Origin of the sequence: Streptomyces sp. NBC_01016 (genome assembly GCF_026341035.1) — a bacterium.
Classification (GTDB): Bacteria; Actinomycetota; Actinomycetes; order Streptomycetales; family Streptomycetaceae; genus Streptomyces.
Genome location: NZ_JAPEOQ010000002.1, coordinates 1862737 through 1882346, shown reverse-complemented (window position 1 = coordinate 1882346; position 19610 = coordinate 1862737). Strand labels below are relative to the sequence as shown.

Annotated in this window: 18 protein-coding genes and 1 pseudogene; 6 read left to right on the top strand and 13 right to left on the bottom strand. The window is 70.0% G+C overall.

Annotated elements, in window-relative coordinates; genetic code table 11:
* Position 1: 1 nt before the first annotated feature.
* Complete coding sequence (locus OG746_RS35295; RefSeq protein WP_266722191.1) at positions 2-622, bottom strand: YigZ family protein; 621 nt, start codon at positions 620-622, stop codon at positions 2-4.
* Positions 623-781: 159 nt separating this feature from the next.
* On the opposite strand from OG746_RS35295, the gene OG746_RS35290 reads away from it, so the two are divergent.
* Together OG746_RS35290 and OG746_RS35285 are read left to right on the top strand one after the other, a co-directional pair.
* On the top strand, positions 782-2752 hold the full coding sequence (locus tag OG746_RS35290) for an APC family permease (RefSeq protein ID WP_266722189.1): 1971 nt from the start codon (positions 782-784) through the stop codon (positions 2750-2752).
* A 129-nt stretch (positions 2753-2881) separates the two neighbouring features.
* The gene (locus OG746_RS35285; RefSeq protein ID WP_266722187.1) at positions 2882-3289 is read left to right on the top strand and encodes a CoA-binding protein; all 408 of its coding nucleotides are present in this window, start codon (positions 2882-2884) and stop codon (positions 3287-3289) included.
* 161 nt (positions 3290-3450) lie between these two features.
* On the opposite strand, the gene OG746_RS35280 is transcribed toward OG746_RS35285, so the two are convergent.
* The 3 genes from OG746_RS35280 to OG746_RS45690 are packed head-to-tail and all read right to left on the bottom strand — an operon-like array spanning position 3451 to position 4147.
* Complete coding sequence (locus tag OG746_RS35280; RefSeq protein ID WP_266722185.1) at positions 3451-3648, bottom strand: hypothetical protein; 198 nt, start codon at positions 3646-3648, stop codon at positions 3451-3453.
* Positions 3645-3926, bottom strand: coding sequence for a DUF7848 domain-containing protein (locus tag OG746_RS45695; RefSeq protein ID WP_524540515.1), 282 nt, complete (start codon positions 3924-3926; stop codon positions 3645-3647). The genes OG746_RS35280 and OG746_RS45695 overlap by 4 nt, the downstream gene beginning before the upstream one ends.
* Positions 3923-4147 carry a hypothetical protein gene (locus OG746_RS45690; protein ID WP_443063051.1) on the bottom strand — a complete coding sequence of 75 codons (225 nt, stop codon included), beginning with the start codon at positions 4145-4147 and terminating at the stop codon, positions 3923-3925. The genes OG746_RS45695 and OG746_RS45690 overlap by 4 nt, the downstream gene beginning before the upstream one ends.
* Positions 4148-4522: 375 nt before the next feature.
* Between OG746_RS45690 and OG746_RS35270 the strand changes: the two genes are divergently transcribed.
* From OG746_RS35270 to OG746_RS45685, 3 genes and pseudogenes are all read left to right on the top strand, one after another.
* Complete coding sequence (locus OG746_RS35270; protein WP_266722181.1) at positions 4523-5278, top strand: DUF6879 family protein; 756 nt, start codon at positions 4523-4525, stop codon at positions 5276-5278.
* Between the two features lie 10 nt (positions 5279-5288).
* Positions 5289-6140, top strand: a complete 852-nt coding sequence (locus tag OG746_RS35265; protein ID WP_266722179.1) for a helix-turn-helix domain-containing protein — start codon at positions 5289-5291, stop codon at positions 6138-6140.
* A 64-nt stretch (positions 6141-6204) separates the two neighbouring features.
* A pseudogene (locus tag OG746_RS45685) lies at positions 6205-6288 on the top strand (IS5/IS1182 family transposase); the annotation flags it as partial.
* Between the two features lie 29 nt (positions 6289-6317).
* On the opposite strand, the gene OG746_RS35255 reads toward OG746_RS45685, so the two are convergent.
* Positions 6318-7226, bottom strand: a complete 909-nt coding sequence (locus OG746_RS35255; protein ID WP_266722177.1) for a LysR family transcriptional regulator — start codon at positions 7224-7226, stop codon at positions 6318-6320.
* 160 nt (positions 7227-7386) lie between these two features.
* Between OG746_RS35255 and OG746_RS35250 the strand changes: the two genes are divergently transcribed.
* Positions 7387-8013, top strand: a complete 627-nt coding sequence (locus OG746_RS35250) for a LysE family transporter (RefSeq protein ID WP_327654809.1) — start codon at positions 7387-7389, stop codon at positions 8011-8013.
* Between the two features lie 103 nt (positions 8014-8116).
* Here the strand turns inward: OG746_RS35250 and OG746_RS35245 are convergent, their stop codons facing one another.
* The 8 genes from OG746_RS35245 to OG746_RS35210 form a co-directional block, all read right to left on the bottom strand.
* Positions 8117-9091 (bottom strand): TauD/TfdA dioxygenase family protein, encoded by a 975-nt coding sequence (locus OG746_RS35245; RefSeq protein ID WP_266722173.1) that lies wholly within the window; start codon positions 9089-9091, stop codon positions 8117-8119.
* A gap of 363 nt (positions 9092-9454) precedes the next feature.
* On the bottom strand, positions 9455-9871 hold the full coding sequence (locus tag OG746_RS35240) for a hypothetical protein (RefSeq protein ID WP_266722171.1): 417 nt from the start codon (positions 9869-9871) through the stop codon (positions 9455-9457).
* Positions 9861-11870, bottom strand: a complete 2010-nt coding sequence (locus OG746_RS35235; RefSeq protein WP_266722169.1) for an RNA-guided endonuclease TnpB family protein — start codon at positions 11868-11870, stop codon at positions 9861-9863. Before OG746_RS35235 ends, OG746_RS35240 begins: the two co-directional genes overlap by 11 nt.
* Before the next feature lie 21 nt (positions 11871-11891).
* Complete coding sequence (locus tag OG746_RS35230; protein WP_266722167.1) at positions 11892-15788, bottom strand: non-ribosomal peptide synthetase; 3897 nt, start codon at positions 15786-15788, stop codon at positions 11892-11894.
* The gene (locus OG746_RS35225; protein ID WP_266722165.1) at positions 15785-16024 is read right to left on the bottom strand and encodes a phosphopantetheine-binding protein; all 240 of its coding nucleotides are present in this window, start codon (positions 16022-16024) and stop codon (positions 15785-15787) included. The genes OG746_RS35230 and OG746_RS35225 overlap by 4 nt, the downstream gene beginning before the upstream one ends.
* Positions 16021-16662 carry an isochorismatase family protein gene (locus OG746_RS35220; RefSeq protein WP_266722163.1) on the bottom strand — a complete coding sequence of 214 codons (642 nt, stop codon included), beginning with the start codon at positions 16660-16662 and terminating at the stop codon, positions 16021-16023. Before OG746_RS35220 ends, OG746_RS35225 begins: the two co-directional genes overlap by 4 nt.
* A gap of 15 nt (positions 16663-16677) precedes the next feature.
* Positions 16678-18315, bottom strand: a complete 1638-nt coding sequence (locus OG746_RS35215) for a (2,3-dihydroxybenzoyl)adenylate synthase (RefSeq protein ID WP_266722161.1) — start codon at positions 18313-18315, stop codon at positions 16678-16680.
* Positions 18312-19535, bottom strand: a complete 1224-nt coding sequence (locus OG746_RS35210) for an isochorismate synthase (RefSeq protein ID WP_266722159.1) — start codon at positions 19533-19535, stop codon at positions 18312-18314. Before OG746_RS35210 ends, OG746_RS35215 begins: the two co-directional genes overlap by 4 nt.
* Positions 19536-19610: the final 75 nt, after the last annotated feature.

The following is a 19610-nucleotide window of genomic DNA, read 5'->3' as shown; positions in this document are numbered from 1 at the left end:
CTCAGCCGTACGCCTCTCCGCCCAGTTCGAAGCCCGCCGTGCCCGCCGTCGCGTCCGCGAGCCAGCCCTGGAAGCGGTCGATGTCCGATTCCGGGAGGCCGATCTCGATGGTGACCGCCTCCCCGTAGCGGACGTCACGGACCTCGCACCCGGTGGACCGCAGGTCGTTCTCCATCTTGCCCGCGCGCGCGTGGTCGACCGTCACGGTGGCGAGGCGGAAGCGGCGTCGCGTCACCGTGCCGAGCGCGTCGAGGGCCTCGCCCACCGCGCCTCCGTAGGCGCGGATGAGACCGCCGGCGCCGAGCTTCACGCCACCGAAGTAGCGGGTGACCACGGCGACGACGTAGCGCATGTCGCGCCGCGTGAGCATCTGCAGCATCGGCACGCCCGCCGTGCCGCCCGGCTCGCCGTCGTCGCTCGCCTTCTGTACGGAGGCGTCGGCCCCGATGACGTACGCGTAGCAGTTGTGGTTGGCCGACGGGTGTTCCTTGCGGACGCGCGCGACGAAGGCCTGGGCCTCCTCCTCGGTCGCGGCGGGCGCGAGCGCGCACAGGAACCGGGAGCGGCTGATCTCTGTCTCGTGCACGCCCTCGCGGGCCACCGTGCGGTACTCGTCCTGCATCGGACCAGCGTATGCGCAGGTGACACAGGACTCGCCCCCGCCCGGGGCACAGGTGACGATGTGGTGGATACTCGCTCGTCGTCACAGACAGTCGCCCAAGTCGCCCCCGTCACCCGAGTCGCCCGAGTCGCCCGAGTCGCCCGACAGGAAGCACCGCACATGACCGGCATCCAGGCCGAGAGCCCGGCCGCCCCCGCCGCCTCCACGAGCCGTTTCCGCTCCTGGCTGCTGGAGGGGCTGAGCGAGCAGACGGCCCGCCACCAGGGGCCGCACGGGCACGCCCCCGAGGAGCACAAGGGCCACAAGTGGTGGCGCGTGATGTGCCTGACGGGTGTGGACTACTTCTCGACGCTCGGCTATCAGCCGGGCATCGCGGCGCTCGCCGCGGGACTGCTGTCTCCGCTCGCGACGCTCGTCCTGATCGCGCTCACCCTGCTGGGCGCCCTGCCGGTGTACCGCAGGGTCGCGAAGGAGTCGCCGCACGGCGAGGGGTCGATCGCGATGCTGGAGCGGCTGCTGCCCTGGTGGGCGGGGAAGCTGTTCGTCCTCGTGCTGCTCGGCTTCGCCGCAACCGACTTCATGATCACGATGACGTTGTCGGCGGCAGACGCGGCGGCGCACGTCGTGGAGAACCCGTTCGCGCCCGCCGGGCTGGACGGTGAGAACACCTGGATCACGCTCGCGCTGCTCGTGGCGCTCGGCGCGGTCTTCCTCAAGGGGTTCCGGGAGGCGATCCGGGTCGCGGTGGTGCTCGTGGGCGCCTATCTGGCCCTGAACATCGTCGTGCTGATCACGGCCGCCGCCCATGTGTTCACCGAGCCGGTCAAGATCGGCAACTGGTGGGACGCCATGACGGCCGAGCACTCCTCACCGTTCATGATGATCGGCGTCGCGCTGCTCGTGTTCCCGAAGCTGGCGCTCGGGATGTCCGGCTTCGAGACGGGCGTGGCCGTGATGCCGCAGGTCCAGGGCGACTCCACGGACACGTACGCGAAGCCGACGGGGCGCATCCGAGACACTCGCAAGCTGCTCACGACGGCCGCGCTGATCATGAGCTGTTTTCTGCTGCTGTCCAGCCTCGCCACCACGATCCTGATCCCGCAGCACGAGTTCGAGGCGGGTGGCTCGGCGAACGGGCGCGCGCTCGCGTATCTCGCGCACGCCTACCTCGGCGAGGCCTTCGGCACCGTCTACGACATCTCGACGATCGCCATCCTGTGGTTCGCGGGCGCCTCCGCGATGGCGGGGCTGCTCAATCTGGTCCCCCGCTATCTGCCCCGCTACGGCATGGCTCCCGAGTGGACGCGGGCCGTGCGCCCGCTGGTCCTCGTCTTCATGGCGGCCGCGGTCCTCATCACCCTCTGGTTCAACGCCAACGTCGACGACCAGTCCGGCGCGTACGCGACCGGCGTGCTGGTGCTCATGCTCTCCGCGTCGTTCGCGTCGACGGTCGCCGTGCACCGGCGGGGCCACCGCAAGGCGACGATCGGCTTCGGCGCGATCACGGCGGTCTTCGCCTACACGCTGGTCACGAACGTCGTGGAACGTCCCGACGGCATCAAGATCGCCATCATCTTCATCGCGGCGATCCTCCTCACCTCCTTCGCCTCCCGCGTACACCGCGCCTTCGAACTGCGCGCGGGCGCGGTCACGTACGACGAGACGGCCCTGCGCCTGATCGACGAGGCGGCGGCGCGGGGCCCGCTGCGGATCATCGCGAACGAGCCGCAGGAGCACACCACAGCGGAGTACCGCGACAAGGAGCACTGCCAGCGCGAGGACACGCCCATGCCGGACGACGGCGGGGTGCTGTTCCTGGAGGTCTTCATCCAGGACTCCTCCGACTTCACCGAGGACCTGCTCGTCCACGGCGACGAGAAGCACGGCGTGCGGCGACTGCGGGTGCACGGCCCCGGCGTCCCCAACACGGCCGCCGCCGTCCTCATGGACCTGCGCGACCGCACCGGCAGCGTCCCGCACGCCTACTTCAACTGGACCGAGGGCCACCCCGTCGGCCACCTGCTGCGCTTCCTGGTGTTCGGCGACGGCGAGGTCGCCCCGGTCACCCGCGAGGTGCTCCGCCGCGCGGAACCCGACCCGGAGCGCCGCCCGCGCGTGCACGTGGGCTGAGCCCTCCCCCGGAATCCCTGCGCCGCGCGGGGAGTTGTCGTGTCCGTACGAAGCAACGTCCGGTACGAAGCAACGTCCCGTACGAAGAATCGTCCGATTTCGCAGAACCGTCCCGTCTCAGGAGGCCCCATGTACGGCGATCACGACACGGTCCGCAAGATCCTCACCGAGACCGGGGACACCTGGGCGGTGGTCGGCCTCTCCTCGAACCAGGCCCGCGCCGCCTACGGAGTGGCCGACGTGCTCCAGCGTTTCGGCAAGCGGATCGTGCCGGTGCACCCGAAGGCGGAGACCGTGCACGGCGAGCAGGGCTACGCCTCGCTCGCGGACATCCCCTTCCCCGTCGACGTGGTCGATGTCTTCGTCAACAGCGACCTCGCGGGCCCGGTCGCCGACGAGGCGGCCGCCATCGGCGCGAAGGCCGTCTGGTTCCAGCTCGGCGTCGTCGACGAGGCGGCGTACGAGCGGACGCGGGCCGCGGGGATCTCCATGGTCATGGACAAGTGCCCTGCCATCGAGATCCCGCGGCTCGGCTGACCCTGCGCGCGAGCCCCTACGTGTGCGAACACCCCGTCTTCGTCCCTCACGCGGAAAGGGACGAAAACGGATCGCACCGTCAGAGCGGGCAGAGTCCCCAACGGCGGCGCTGGGACCCTGCCGCCCTCCACACTCCCGAGCGCTGGCACAAGAGGGCGGGTCTAGGCGGAGGTCTCCCAGTGGAGTTCCCCGATGTCGAGCAGTCGGCCGGCATGCTCGGTGCACGCATGCTGCGGGATCAGGAAGCAGTGCACCACCACGGCCGACACGTCACGCCCGCAGATCTCCCATAGGTTCTGGACTATCGGCTTCGGGACGCGTCCCTCCGCACCACACGTGGGGCGCTCGCGGGCGCTCACGACTCCACCGCCGGAGGCTCAACCGCGATGACGTCATCGTCCAGCGGTGTCGCTCTCCAAAGCGACGTCTGCACGCACCGGAAGCCCGTGTGTGAGGGGTGCTTCCACGCATGGTTGATCGCCCAGTTCTCCGGCTCCTCCGTCGTCGCATCGAGAGAGCCCGAACGTTCAGGGCACGTAGTGCATCCGACGTGTACGAGGGGTACCCGCAGCTTTCCCGGTGGCAGGTAGGGCCCGATGCGCCACCGCACTTCACGGACAAACGTGCGGACCGTCACGTGATTCCTTCCACGTACGCGAGCGGCACCTCCAGGATTCCCGCTCGGAGCTTTTCGCCTTCGTCGGCGGGGCGGAGTTGATCCGGATTGGCATCCCACTCACGCCCGCCACCGGGTGGCCGGAGCTGGACGTAAGGGCCCTCGCGTCCCATGACCTTCCCGACCCTCTGTGTTTCCGTGTCGACGACGAGTGCGCCGACCCATAGCTGTTCCGCCTTCACGCCGTAGCGCCCCCTCTGCGGATAACGTCAGCGAGCCTTGTGGCTACGTCGGCCCGAGCGCGTCCTGGGTTGACGAGTCCCGGACCGAAAGATCCGTTGTCGACGCCCAATGACGGGAGCACGATTCCGGCGCCGTCAAGCGCCGCTCGAAGTGCCTCAGTTGCCGCGTGAGCGTCGGCTTCCGATGGGTGCGCTGTGACCATGGGGACGACGCTAGGGAGCACGGTGTTCCGGTGTCGACGCGATGTTCTCGAATGTTCCCGCGCGTTCTCGGAATTCCCTCGTGTGTTCTCACGCGGCATGCTGAAGTGTGTGGAGAACCAAGAACACTACGGCGACGCTGAGAGGACCCAACTCCCCTGAAGGGGGACGAACATGGTTCGCGATATCCGGTTCAACGGCACCGACAGCAAGAACGGCGGATGCCCGGCGGTTCACGAGGTCGTCGGCACTGAGGAGTTCATCGTCCAGGGCCTCCCGGTCACCGACCCGGACGAGTTGGCGAAGCTCCGGTTCCTGGGGGCCGATGACGTCGCCGTCGTCGTGTCACGGGAGACTCTGGTCAACCACGGACCTAAGGAGCTTGTGCGTGTGCCGAAGTTGATCGACCTGGAGGAGTTCGGGCGGCTCTTCGAGACGTTCGAGTACACCGCGTGGAGGCTGGAGACCCGTGGGCGGTATCAGTCCGACACGGAAGATCCGACGTACGACGAGTTCGTCCGGACCGGAACCTTCACGCTCGACACTGAAGACGAGTGGTCACAGCTCATGCGGTCCCAGACATCGGCCGGCAAGACCGTGGGGCGCGTCCGTGTGGTCGACAATCCGCCCACCGTCGGTCAACGCTTCCTCCTCGCGGACGCTCCGCGGAACGCAGCCGCAGGGGAGAGCATGCGCTACCTGTGGCGTGAGGAGGCGGACGACCGCAACCTCCCCCGCGAGGACTTTTGGATCTTTGACTCCCGCCTCGTCGCTGTGCTCCGCTTCGACGATGTGGACGTCCTCCACGGGGCGGAGTTCATCACGGAGCCGACAGAGGTCAACCGCTACATGCAGTTGCGCGACATCGCGTCGCACGGGGCCGTACCGCATGATGTCTTTGCGCACGCCGTGGCGACCTTCGACGAGTAAGTGAGAGCCGGTGAGCACTGATTACCAACAGGCACGCGAAGCCTTCGGTATCTCCCTTCGGGAGCTGCGGCTCCGATGCCCGTCGGGCAAGCTCACCGGCACTCAGCTCGCCTCCGCCCTCAGTTGGCCGCACTCGAAGATCTACAAGTGCGAGGGCGGGAAGCAGACCATCACGGAGGACGACCTCCGCAGGTGGGTCGACGCATGCGAACAGCCGGACAAGTTCGACGGCATGCAGGCTCGACTGCGCGGATTCGAGTCGCAGATCCGCTCATGGCGACGCCAACTCTCCTCCGGGCACAGCGCCGTTCAGGACTCGTGGAACGTGGAGGTACAGCGCTCACGGGTTCTGTATGCGTGGGAAGAGTCCGTGGTCGCCGGCATGCTCCAGACCGCGGACTACGCGCGCCACGTCTTCCGGCGGTACGCCACGTTCTTCGGGACCACGCAGGACGCCGAGGAGGCAGTACGGGCGCGTGCCCGTCGGCAAGAGTGGCTTTACGAGAGTGGTCATACGCTGCGCGTGGTCATGTGGGAGGCCGCTCTTCGGGCTCTCGTCTGCCCTCCGTCCGTGCTCGACGCCCAACTAGACCGACTCGCGAGCGTCGTCGGGATGGACTCTGTCGAGCTGGGGATCATCCCGTTCACGGCGTCGCTGAAGCTCCCAACGGCCAACGGATTCTGGGTCTTTGACGAGCGCCTCGTCGTCACGGAGGACTGGCACGCGGAGCTGTGGCTCGACGACGCCGACAACATCGCCTTGTACGGGCGCGTCTGGTCAACCCTCCGGGAGTCCGCGGTGTACGGCCCCGACGCCCACAACGTCATCAACGCCGCACGGCGCTCGCTCAGTTCACGGTGACACAGTCTTCTGGCCCCGCCCGCGACCAAGCGATCGCCCGATAGTCCAGGAATTACCGGTACTCCACCAAGTTGTCATCGACGCCGACACCCGGCTGGTCGTCGTGGTCGGCCGCCCGCTGCCCGGAAACCGCAACGACTGCAAAGCGTGATCGGGTTTGCGCCGAGCCCAAGATCGTTACGGGGCATGCCTCAGGGCGGCGTCCTGGAGCGCGTCCAGGCCGCGCGCGATGGCGATCTGTTTCCTGCTACCGGGCCGGACGCAGGCCAGGAGCCGACGGACGGGGGCCGTCGGGCCTGCCAAGGGCACGCGTCGGAGGGGCAGTCCCTGAGGGAGCGGTGCCTGTCGGGGGACGAGACAAATTCCGTGGCCGTGGGCGACAAGGGCGGCCACGGCAGTCCAGTCGATCGCGCTGTGTGTCACTCGCGGTGTGAACCCCGCGGCGGCTGCGGCATGCAGGAGGACCGGGTGTTGGTCCCTGGGGTCCCCGGCCTGGATCCAGGTCTCCTGGGCGGTATCCGGCAGACGTACGGTGTCACGGTCGGCCAGTGCATGGTGGTCGGGTACGAGCAGGTCCTGGGGCTCTTCGATCAGCACGTCGTGTTCGACGAGGCCACTTCCCGTGGACGACACGTCGAAGGTGGCGATCACTACGGCGATGTCCACTCGGTGGGAGAGCAGCAGGCTGATGCGGTCCTCGTCGGGGTGCTCGTCGAGTCGGCAGGCCATGTCAGGGAACTGCGCGCAGAGTGTCTGTGCCGCGGAGGCGATCACGGTGGCCAGGGCGCTGGCCACACCGGTGATCCGCAGGAGGCCGGCGGCCCCCTCACGGTGGGAGTCCAGGACGGCGTTGGCCCGTTCCCACTCTGCGTTCATGACCTCCACGTGCTCGACCAGGGCGAGCGCGGCGGGCGTCAGCCGAACCCTCCGGCCCACGGGTTCCAGGAGTTTCAGGCCGAGTTCACCGGACAGCTGACGCAACTGCTGCGAGACCGTGGGAGGAGAGAGGTGCAGGACCGCCGCCGTGGCGGTGACAGTTCCTTCCGCACGCAGAACGCGCAACGCCTGCAGCCGGGGATCGATCATGTGGTTTCTCCGAACGGAACGGTGCGGAACTTCCCAATGGACGCCATCAGGGCGCCCGGACCAGGATGAAGATCCGAACCTTGGACGGCCACCTCTCACACAGGGGCCCGCCCGAATCCCGCTTACCCACTGTTCTCTCAGCGCCCCCTGGAGGCTTGTTGTGTTGGATACAGCCGTCGCCGGAGCGCTGGCCGGATATGGACTGGCGATCCCGGTGGGAGCCGTGGCCGTACTGATGATCAATCTGACGGCCCGGACCTCCTTCCGGGTCGGAGCCGCGGCAGCGATCGGAGCCACGACAGCAGATGCGCTCTACGCGGTGACCGCTGTCGTGGGAGGAGCGGCAGTGGCCACGGTGATCCAGCCGTTCTCCGAGCCCTTGCGGTGGATCGCCTTCCTCGTCCTGGCCGTGATGGCCGCCCGGATCGCCGTTGCCGGACTTCGAGGGCAGAAGGGCGGAGCGGTCCAGGCGCCGACAGAGGAGACGGCCATCACTCCACGGCGGTCGTTCATGACATTCCTGGCGCTCACTGCACTCAACCCGTGGCCTGCCCTCTACTTCGTCGCGCTCATCCTCGGGCACCAGGGCCTCCGGAACGCATCATGGGCGGAGGCTGTGGTCTACATCGTTACTGTCGTCGCCGCGTCCGCGAGCTGGCAGTTGCTGCTGGCCGGCGGAGGGGCCGTTTTCGGCCGCTTCATCACCGGCCCTCGCGGCAGAAAGGCGACCGCTGTGGTGTCCAGCGCTCTGATCTTTGGGCTCGGCGCCCACATGGCACTGGGATAACAGAGCTTCCCCGACCCTCCAGACTGCCTAGGGGAATACTCCACAGGTCTCCGGCCATCGAGATCCCGCGGCTCGGCTGACCCACCGAAAAAGGCGGGAGCCCCTACGCCTGCGCGAACACCCCGTCCGTCGAGGCGCCGGAGGCGATGCCGTACTCGGGCTCCGGGACCGCCTCGGGCAGCAGCAGCGTCGAGCGGCGGCCGTCCACGCCGACCGGGACGTCGCCGTCGATGGTGACGCGGCGCAGGGTGCGCGTGTGGGCGTCGGAGTCGTCCACGCCGTAGTGCTGGGTGGCCCGGTTGTCCCAGATGGCGACGTCGCCGGCGCGCCACTGCCAGCGGACCGAGTTCTCCGGGCGCTCGACGTGCGACTGCAGGATGCCGATCAGCGCGCGCGAGTCGCGGGCGTTGAAGCCGGTGAGCTTCTGCAGGAAGTTGCCGAGGATCAACGTGCGTTCGCCGCTCTCCGGGTGCACGCGCACGACCGGGTGCTCGGTCTGGAACTTGGTCGCCGTGAACACCTTCCGGTGCTGTTCGAGCGCCGCGGAGGGGGCCTCCGGGCGGGCGGCCGCGTAGTCGTAGTCGTTGGTGTGCACGCCGCGCAGACTGTCGGCCAACACCCGCAAAGGTTCCGGGAGTTCGGCGTAAGCGGCCGCGGTGTTGGACCACAGGGTGTTGCCGCCGTACGGCGGGACGACCTCGGCGCGCAGGATGGAGAAGGCGGGGTACGCGGGCACGAACGTGACGTCGGTGTGCCACTGGTTGGCGCGCCCGCCGTGCTCGTTGTCGATGCCGAGCGCGTAGCGGCCGTCGACGGACGGCACGGTGGGGTGGGCGACCGGGGTGCCGAGGAGGCGGGCGAACGCCTCGTGGCTCCCGGCGTCGAGGTGGTCCTGGTCGCGGAAGAAGACGACCTTGTGTTCCAGGATGGCGGCCCGGACCGCGGCCACGGTGGCCTCGTCCAGGTCCCCTCCGAGGCGGACGCCGGAGAGCACGGCGCCGAGCCGGCCGCCGACCTTCTGAACGGTGACTTCGGATGCGGCCGGCGCGGTCGCTGCGGCGGGTGCGGTGGACGTCATGGCGGGACCCCTTCACTGGGTGGGTGGGCGGTTTCCGCCTCCGCCGAGGCGGCAGGCTGCGGCACGGGGCGAGCACAGGGGGCGGAGACCGTGGTGTGCGGGAGCGGGAGCTGCGGGTCGCCGAGCGTCAGCGGCGCGGACACGCGAACGGTGCCGGGCGGCAGCGGCGCGGACACGCCGACGGTGCCGGGCGCTCCTGGTCGACGTGGAGCCACGGCACGAGCTGCATCGTCGTCGCGGTCATGAACAGAAGCTTGGCCAGCGGCCCGAGAGCCGGTCAAGGCTCCGCCGGATCGCTTCACGACCCTGCAATCCGTGTGACACGTGTGCCCACATGCCGGGCGCGAGACGGACGCGGGCCCGCTACCGCCTCACGGCGAGGCGGAGTTCCGTCAAGTAGCGCTTCGTGACCCGGCCGGCGTGGCGCGTGTCGATGAGTGTGCCGATGCAGTCGAGCAGGCCGGCGCGGGCGGCCGGGGCGAGGGCGAGCGTCCCGGAGTAGGTGCACAGCAGGTCGAGGTAGTCCGCGGTGCGGTAGGTGAGTTCGCGTTCGCAGCGGCGGAAGACGGGCGGCTCGAAGCGGTCGGCTCCGGGGAGCGCCGCGTTGCCCTGGGCGACGTTGCGGTTCGGCGCCTCCTGGCTGTCGTACGGGATGTCGGCGGCCGGGGCGAGGCGCAGACCCGGCGGGGTCGTCGGGTCGAAGCGCAGTTGACATGCAACCCCTTCCTGAAGGAAGGGGATTCTGGCCTTCCGGTCCGGTGTCGTGCCGCTAGGCGGCACGGGTTTCGGGTCCGGATTCCTTGGCTTCCTGTTTCTTCGCGTCGTGCCGGGACCTTGGGTCCTTGGTCTTACCGTCGCTCCGCAGGCGTTTTGGGTCTCCGTGATGTCCCTCGGCGACCTTGAGCGCATGGATGCGTGCGCCTTCTTGGCGGGTGTTGCGGGCTGCGTTGATGTCCCGGTCGTGCACGGTGCCGCAGCCGGGGCAGGTCCAGGTGCGGACCTTGAGCGGTTTGGGTCCGTCGATGCGGTGGCAGACCGGATTCGAGCAGCGTTGGGAGGAGGGGAACGTCCTTCCGGTGCGTTGGAAGGTCCGTCCGTATCGTTCGGCCTTGTATTCCAGCATGTTCAGGAAGGCGGCCCAGCCGGCGTCGTGGATGGACTTGGCCAGGCGGCCCCTTGCCATGCCTTTCACATTCAGCGTCTCGGCGTGGACCGCTTGGTGTTCGCGGACCAGGCGCGTGGAGAGCTGGTGGTGGAATTCATGGCGGGCGTCGGCGACCTTGGCATGCTGACGGGCCAGGGCCCGTCGTGATTTCTCCTTGTTCTTCGAACCCTTCGCCTTACGGGAGTGATCGCGCTGGAGCTTCTTCAGCTTCTTCTCCGCGCGGCGCAGGAACTTCGGGGACGTGATCTTCTCCCCGGTGTCCAGGACCGCGAAGTGGGTCAGGCCCATGTCGAGGCCGACCTCGCGCCCGGCCACCTCGTCGGCGTCGGCCGGCCAGCGCTCGGCGTCCGCCTGCGGGTCGGTGTCGATGACGAAGGACGCGAAGTACCTTCCCGCCGCGTCCTTGATGATGGTGACCGTGGCCGGGACGGTGGGCAGCGGCCTGGACCAGCGCACCGGGATCTCGCCGATCTTCGGCAGGGACAGCAGTCCCTTGCCGGTGATCTTCCAGCGGGCGTTCGCGGTGAACCGCACCGCCTGGCGCTTGCTCTTGCGGGACTTAAAGGAGGGCGGGCCCGCTTTCGGGCCATTCCGCTTGCCGCTGCGGGAGTCGAAGAACGCACGGTAGGCGGTCTCCAGATCGCGCAGGGACTGCTGGAGCACCACCGCGGAGACCTCGCCCAGCCAGGAACGCTCCGGACGCTTCTTCCCCTGCGTGATCACCGTCTTGGACAGGTCCCCGGCCCCGATCCAGGGTTCCTTGGCCGTGAACGCGGCCCGGCGCAGCGCGAGGGCGTCGTTGAAGACCACCCGGGCACAGCCGAACGTCCGCGCCAGCAACTGCTGCTGGGCGGGCGTCGGTTCGAGCCGGAAGGAGTACCGCAACTGCATGACACCGGAGCCTAGACACACGCACGATACTCGAAGAGGAAACCCCACCCGATCATCCGATCCGGTGAACTCGCGTAACTTTTCGCTGTCGTCCGGCTCCGCCGAACCAGGCGCTCGCCGTGCTCCGCGCGGTAGGCAATGCCCGACTCCGCCGGACAGGAGGCTGCGACGCTCCGCGTCGCCACCACCAGATTCGCTTCGCCACCGGCCTGAAGGCCGATGCACTGCGAATGAATCCCGATAGCAGTCCTGGGCCTCGGCGAAGAAGTCCTCGGTGCCGCCCGCGACGTGGTGGGTCGAGACGGTGGCGAGGGTGCCGCCGGGGCGCAGCGCGTCCGCGCTCTTGGCGATGCGTACGGCGGGGTCGATCCAGTGGAAGGAGGTCGCGGCGAGGACGAGGTCGAAGGGGTCGGGCGGCAGCGGCCAGTCCTCGAAGGCCGCGACGTCGATGGTCGCGTCGGGGAGCTTGCGGCGCGCCACGGCCGCCATCTCCGCGCCCAGTTCCACGCCGACGACCCGGCAGTCCCGCTCGGCCAGCAGCACGGTCGCCTTCCCCGTGCCGCACCCGATCTCCAGCACGCGGCACCCCGGCCCCGCCCCGGCGAGCTCGGCGAGGTCGTCGAACATGCGGGGCGGGTAGCCGGGGCGGGCGCGGTCGTAGAGTTCGGCGTCCTGGTTGAAGGTGTCGCGCAGGCGTTCGCGGTCGGTGTCGGTGCCGGTCATCTGCCGCACGCTACAACTCCGTCAGGCGTCCAACTCCTTCAAGCGGTGCGCCAGGGCCTCGGCGATCCGCTCCACGTACTCCTCCTTGAGCAGCTCCGGGTGGGTGCACAGCAGGTCGTGGTTGGTGATCCGGCCCGTGATGTGCGGGCGCCAGGCCTCGCGGGTCAGCCAGTTCTCGGGGCGGGGGGCGGCGGCCGTGAAGAAGAGGACGTCGCCCTCGTAGCGGCGGTGTGCGTGCGCGCGCATCATGCGGGCGTGGTTGGGCACGATGTCGACGATCCGCGAGAGCGTGCTGTCCTTGAGACCCGCGAGAGGGCTGCCCGCCTTGCGCAGCGTGGCCAGGACGTCCTCGCGGGTGGCCTCGTCGGTGCGCTCGAAGCCGGCCATCCGCAGGACCGCGGTGAGCGCGTCGCCCTCTTCCGGAGCGGGCCGCTCGCGCCACTGCTCGGCGGGGAACGCGTCGAGCAGCGCGAGGAGTTCGACCTCTTCGCCCGCCTCCTGGAGCAGCACGGCGACCGTGTGCGCGAGAATGCCGCCGACCGACCAGCCGATGAGCCGGTACGGGCCGTGCGGGCGGATCCGGCGGATCTCGTCCACATAGTCCGCCGCCTGCTCCCACAGGGTGCCCGGCAGCGGATCGTCCGAGGTGAGGCCGCGCGCCTGGAGTGCGTGGACGGGCTGGTCCCGGTCGAGGCGTGCGGTCAGGCCCGCGTAGCACCAGGAGATGCCGCCCGCCGGGTGGATCGCGAAGAGCGGCGGGCGGGAGCCCTCGCGGCGCAGCGGCAGCACGACGCCGAGGGCGTCCGTGGACACCGGCGACGCGTCGTCGATGCGGGCCGCGAGCGCCGCCGGTGTGGGGGATGCGAAGAGCGAGCCGATGGTCAGCTCCGCGCCCAGTTCCTCGCGGACCCGGTTGACGAGGCGCACCGCCAGCAGCGAGGTGCCGCCCAGGTCGAAGAAGGCGTCGTCGGGGCCCGTCCCTTCGGCGTCGAGGACCTCGGCGAAGAGGCGGGTGAGCGTCTCCTCGCGCGGGGTCGACGGGCGACGGCCCGTTCCGCTTCCCTCGAACACGGGCGCGGGGAGTTCGCGGCGGTCCAGCTTGCCGTTGGGGCTGAGCGGGAACGCGTCGAGCGGCACGATCGCGGAGGGCACCATGTGCTCGGGCAGGGTCCGGGAGAGCGCGGTGCGCAGCTCCGAGGGGTCGAGCGAGGCCCCGGTCACGTAACCGACGAGGCGGTCGTCGAGGACCAGCGCACACGAACCGTCGACACCCTTCAGCGCCGCCAACTCGGCCTCGATCTCGCCGAGTTCGATGCGCTGCCCGCGCAGCTTGACCTGGTGGTCGGTGCGGCCGAGGTACTCGACCTCGCCGAGTTCGGTCCAGCGGGCCAGGTCGCCGGTACGGTACATGCGGCCACCCTCATAGGCGCTGAAGGGGTCGGGGACGAAGCGCTCGTCCGTCAGCTCGGGGCGGTTCAGATAGCCGTCCGCCAACTGGCGTCCCGCCAGGTGCAGTTCGCCGATCACGCCGGGCGGGCACGGCTGCCCGGCCGGGTCGAGGACGTACAGGCGGGTGTTCCACACCGGGCGGCCGATGGGCACGGGCCCCGCGCCGGACGGCTCGCACGCGTGGTAGGTGACGTCGACGGCGGCCTCCGTCGGGCCGTACAGGTTGTGCAGTGCCACGCCGGGGAGCGTCCGCGCGAAGGCGTTCGCCGTCTCGCGGGGCAGGGCCTCGCCGCTGCAGAAGACGCGGCGCAGCGCGCCCGCACACGAAGCGGCGTCCGGTTCCGCGAGGAACACCTGGAGCATCGACGGTACGAAGTGGCAGGTGGTGACCGCCTGTTGGCGGATGATCCGGGCGAGATACGCCGGGTCCTTGTGGCCGCCGGGCTCGGCGACGACGAGCGTCGCGCCCTCGCGCAGCGGCCAGAAGAACTCCCACACCGACACGTCGAACGAGGACGGCGTCTTCTGAAGAACGACGTCCGCCGCCCCGATGCGGTACTCGTGCTGCATCCAGCGCAGCCGGTTGTCGATCGCGGAGTGCGGGACGACGACACCCTTGGGCCGGCCGGTCGAGCCCGAGGTGTAGATGACGTACGCGGGGTGGGCGGGGGTGAGCGCGCGGCCCGGGTCGACGGTGGCGTACGCGGAGAGGTCGAGCCCTTCGAGGACGACCAGCGGTGTGCCCGCGTCGCCCGGGAGACGGTCCGCGACATCGGTGACGGCGCAGACGGGTTCGGCGTCCTGGAGCATGTACGTGAGGCGCTGCTCCGGGTAGTCCGGGTCGAGCGGCAGATACGCGGCACCTGACTTGAGGACGGCGAGCAGCGTCACGATCAGCTCGGCCGAGCGCGGCACGGAGACCGCGACGAGGCGGCCGGGAGCGGCCCCCAGTGCCTGCAAGTGGCGTGCCAACTGGTTGGCCCGCGCGTTGAGTTGCGCGTACGTGAGCACCGTCCCGTCGTACACGAGCGCGGTCGCGTCGGGGGTGCGGGTGGCCTGCGCCTCGATGGGGCCGATGAGGGTGGTGGGCGGCAGGGCCCGCTCGGTGCGGTTGAACTCGTCGAGGACGAGGGAGAGTTCGGCGGGCGTGGCGATGGTATGGGTGGCTAGCGGGGTCCCCGGGTCGGTCTCGGCGAGGCGGCCGAGGAGGTCGAGGAACCGGTTCTGGTGCGCGGCGAGGTCCTCGTCCTCGTAGAGGGCCGGGTTGCCGTCGTGGTCGATGCGCAGACCGCGGCCGTCGGCGCGGTCGTAGATGTTGACCGTGAGGTCGTCGACGGGTCCTGCCGACAGGTTGTGGGCGCGGGCCGGGGCGCCCGCGAACTCGGCGCCGTAGTCGAACGGCATGACGTTGACGAGCGGCCCGACGAGGCCCCGGCTCTCGCCGAGCAGGCCGAGGTCGCGGCGGATGTCCTCGTAGCGGTAGCGCTGGTGGCGGCGCACCTGCCGTACGCCGAGGACGACTTGGCGGACGAGTTCCGTGAAGGTGGCCTCCGGGGTGACGGTGAGCCGCAGCGGCAGCACGTTCATCACCATGCCGGGGACGCGCAGCGCGACCGAGCCCATCCGGCCCATCATCGGCAGGCCGAGGACGACGTCCGAGCGGCCCGTGGCGCGGGAGGTGTAGAGGGCCTGTGCGGCGATGAGGACGTCGGGCCAGGTGGCACGGGTGCTCGCGGCGAGTTCCTTCAGCCGCTCGGTGGTCTCCGGCGCGATCCGTGTCGTGCGGCGGTGGAAGGTGCGGGACGGCAGCGCGCCGCGCCCCGCGAGCCGGGGTGCCTCCGGGCGGTCGGCGAAGGCCTCGCCCCAGTGCGCGCGGTCGGCGGCGAAGGCGTCGGAGGCGCGGTACTCGGCGTCGACGGCCAGCAGGTCGGCGAGCGTCTCGAAGGCGCGCGGGCCGGGGTCCTCACCGCGCACAAGTGCCGTGTATATAGCGGCGGTTCGGCCGACGAGCAGGGAGTAGCCGAAGCCGTCGATGACGAGGTGGTGGATGCGCTGGTACCAGAGCCAGCGCCGCTCCCCCACGCGGAACAGGGCGTGCCCGAACAGCGGCCCCTCGGCGAGGTCGCAGGGCTCGGCGAGGTCGGCGCGCATCCACGCCAGGGCCTCGTCCTCGCTCAGGTCCTCGCGCACCGTCAGCGGCAACTCGACGCTGCCGCACACCCGTTGGCGCGGCCCGTCGGCGGTGTCCTCGACGCGGACGCGCAGCGCGTCGGCCTCGGCGACGACCCGGCGCAGCGCCTCGGCGAAGAGCTCCGGGTCGAGTTCGCCGTCGATCTCCAGGTACTCGGCGGTGTTCTGCGCGGGGCTGAGCGGGTCGAGGGCCTGCGCGAACCACATGCCGTACTGGGCGGAGGTGAGCGGCAGCACGAGGTCGCGAGCCTCGGTGGGCTCGCTGATCAGTGCGGTCACGAGGCGGCCACCCCCAGGACCTTCACCCAGGCCTCGATGGCCGGCTGCTCGGCGAGATCGACGAACGAGGCCTCGGCGCTGTGGTCCCTGCGCCAGCGCTCAAGGAGGGTCATGACGCGCACGGAGTCGAGCCCGTAGTCGACGAGGTTCTCGTCGAGGGGTATCTCGGCGGGGTCGTCCTCGCCCAGGCAGTCGGCGACGTCCTCGCGGATCTTCTGAACGGTGAGCGTGGTCATGCGGCCCGTACCTCCTCGATGAACGTCTCGGTGGTGGTGACGACGGCGCAGCGGCCGGCGGCCCAGCGCAGCGCCATGTCGTGGTCCTCGCGCGTGAAGTCGGCGACGGCGTCGGCGACGACGAACGCCTGGATGTCCCGCATCCACGCGTCGGCGGCGCTGATCATGACGCCGATGTGCGCGTACACGCCGACGATCACCAGCTGGTCGCGGCCCGACTCCCGCATCAGTTCCTCGAGTTGGGTGCGGACGAACGCGCTGTACTTCCACTTGGTGAGGACCGTGTCGCCGTCCTCGGGTGCCACGTTCTCGGGCATGGCGAGGACGGCGGGGTCGTCGGCGACGCCGGGCCCCCAGAAGTCGAGCTGGAGGCCACGTTCCTCGGGGGTCTGGCCCCCGCGCTGCGCGGAATAGTAGACGGGGATTCCAAGCCCACGGCTCTCCTTGAGCAGCCGGGCGGTGTTGTCGAGCATGCCGGTCAACGGCTGTTCGGCCTGCGGGTACTTGGCGAGGAAGTGGTGCTGGAGGTCGTGCACGAGCAGCACGGCGCGGGCCGGGTCGACGGTCCAGGGGACACGGTTCGCGGGGAGCTCTTCGGGGGTCGGGAGCGGGTAGGCGGCGATGGCGGGCAGGGCCATGGTGGGGGGTACCTTTCAGTGCTGCTCGGCGGCGGACCGCTGGTGCTTCTTGCTGATCTTGCCGATGCCGGTCTGCGGGAAGGCGTCGACGAATTCGACGAGGTCGGGCACCTTGTACGCGGCCACGCCCCGATCCCGTACGAACCGCTTCACGGCGACGGACCTCAGAGGTGCGGCGTCCGCGCGCAGGATGACGTAGGCGAGGGAGCGTTCGCCGAGGTACTCGTCGGGGACGCCGACTACGGAGACGTCGTGCACGGCGGGGTGGGCGAGGAGGATGTTCTCGATCTCCTCCGGGGCGATCTTCTCGCCGCCCCGGTTGATCTGGTCCTTGGCCCGGCCCTCGACGACGAGGTGCCCGGTCGGGGTGCGTCGCACGATGTCGCCGGTGCGGTAGAAGCCGTCGGCGGTGAACGAGCGGGCGTTGTGCTCGGGGGCGCGCCAGTAGCCGCGGATGGTGTACGGGCCGCGGGTGAGCAGATGCCCGAAACCGCCGTCGGGGACGTCCTGGTCGGCGTCGTCGACGACGCGGACCTCGTCGTCCGGGGAGATCGGCAGCCCCTGCGTGGCGACGATCGCCTCCGGATCGTCGTCCAGACGCGTGTAGTTGACGAGTCCTTCCGCCATGCCGAAGACCTGCATGAGCTTGCAGCCCAGGGCGGGTTCGAGGCGGCGTGCGGCCTGTTCGCTGTACTTGGCGCCGCCGACCAGGACGAGTTCCAGGGTCGACAGGTCGTGTGTGGTGCCGGCCGCGGAGTCGGTCCAGACGAGGGCGAGCGGCGGGACGAGCCCGGTCATGGTGATCCGCTCGCTCGCGACGAGCGGGAACGCGGTGTCCGGGTCGGGCGCGGGCGCGAGCACCACGGTGCCGCCCGCGTACAGCACACCGAGCCAACCGGGGCTGCTCATCGGGTAGTTGTGGGCGGCCGGCAGCACGACGAGGAAGCGGGTGTCGGCGTCGACGCCGCAGATCTCGTTCGACCCCCACAGCGAGTACATGTAGTCGTCGTGGGTGCGCGGGATGAGCTTGGGCCGGCCGGTGGTGCCACCGGAGAGCTGAAGGAAGGCGAGCTCATACGGCTCCGGCCCGTCCAACTCCACTGGCTTGGTGGGGACTTCGGACAGCGAGGTGTGCTCGCCGGGGTCACCCCCGACCACGAACACGTGCTTCAGCGTCGGCGTCCCGGCCCGGACCTTGCTCGCCAGCGCCCGGTGGTCGAACCCGGCGTGCCGCTCGGGGATCACGTAGGCGACGGCCTCGGTGAAGGAGCAGAAGTACGCGATCTCGCTCTCGCGGTGCGCGGGCAGCGCGTACACGGGCAGCGCGCCGATGCGGAACAGTGCGAAGACGACCTCGACGAACTCGCCGACGTTCGGCAGCTGGACGACGACGCGGTCGCCCTTGCGTATGCCGCGCGCCACGAACCCGGCGGCCAACCGGTAGACGCGATCGTCGAGTTGGCGATAGGTCCAGGTGCGTCTGGACGGCGCGGGGTCGACGAGGGCGACGCGATCGGGATGCGAGTCGGCACGTTCGCGCAGCACGCCGCCGAAGGTCTCGCCGCGCCAGTACCCGGCGGCGCGATAACGCTCGGCGTACTCGGCGGGCCAGGTGGGCGCGTCGAGACCGGGGGGCAGGGAGTTGGCGGTCACAGAGCGGCTCCCACAGCATTCAGGAACGTACGGAACTTCGCACCGGTCTCGGCGGTCTCGGCTTCCGGCGAGGACTCGGCGACGACACCCGCGCCCGCGAACAGACGCAGCAGCCGCCCCTCGGCCTCGGCGCAGCGGATGGTGACGACCCACTCGCCGTCGCCGTCCGCGTTCTGCCAGCCGACCATGCCGGTATAGGCGCCGCGGTCGAACGGCTCGGACTCCGCGATGACTTGACGGGCGAGCTCGGTCGGGGTGCCGCACACCGCGGGGGTGGGGTGCAGGGCGGAGGCGAGGTCGAGGGCGGTCGTCCGCTCGGGGTCGGCGAGTTCACCGGTCACAGTCGTGGACAGGTGCCACATGGCGGCCGTCCGTACGAGGGTGGGGCGGACGGGGACGTCGATGGTGCGGCAGAACGGGGCGAGGGCAGCCCGCACCGCGTCCACGACGACGGCATGCTCGTGCAGATCCTTGGCCGACTCCAGCAACGCGGCGGCGCGACGCACGTCCTCGGCAAGGTCGGCGCTGCGGGGCGCGGACCCGGCGAGCGGGTTCGCGGTGAGCGTGGATCCGCTGCGGGAGACGAGGAGTTCGGGGCTCGCGCCGATGAGCGTACGGCCGGGGGCGCTGGGCACGGCGAAGGTGTAGCCGGCCGGGTCACGCCGGGCCAGGCGCCGCAGCATGGTGGGGAGATCGGGAGCCTTGGACGCGGTCAATTCAAGGGTCCGGGCGAGCACGACCTTGTCGAACTCACCGGCCTTCATGCGCTCGACGGCCGCGGCGACGGCGGCGCCGTACACCCCGGGCTCCGGAACCTCGCGCACCGTCCAGTCGGCGGCGTCCCCGGTCGACGGCACGGGCAACGCGATGAGCGGGTCCTCACGCAGCGGCGGCGCCCACCGCACGGCCTCCGGAACGGCGAGAGCGGGAGCCGCGTCCGGGGCGAAGGGCAGCGCACCCATCACGACGGGATTCGGATCCCCGGCCCTCCGCCGAGCATCGAGCAACGCCCGCACCCGAGGGCTCAACGGCCCATCCCTGTACGGAAGTTCAGCAACAACACCACGCCCGAGGAGCGTGCGATGCGGAGTGGCGAGGAACCGATCGGTGACGGGCGCGTACTCCTCGAGCAGCGCGGTGGCGGACCCGGGCTCAACGAGCTCGGGGATGGGCGCGTGGGAACGATTGACCGTGATCGGACCGGTCAGAGACGTGGTCATGGATGTCTCCAAGAGTGGGGGCCTATCTAGCCCGTCCGGCGTTTGAGGACAAAGGGGCCCGGGGCGAAGCCCCGG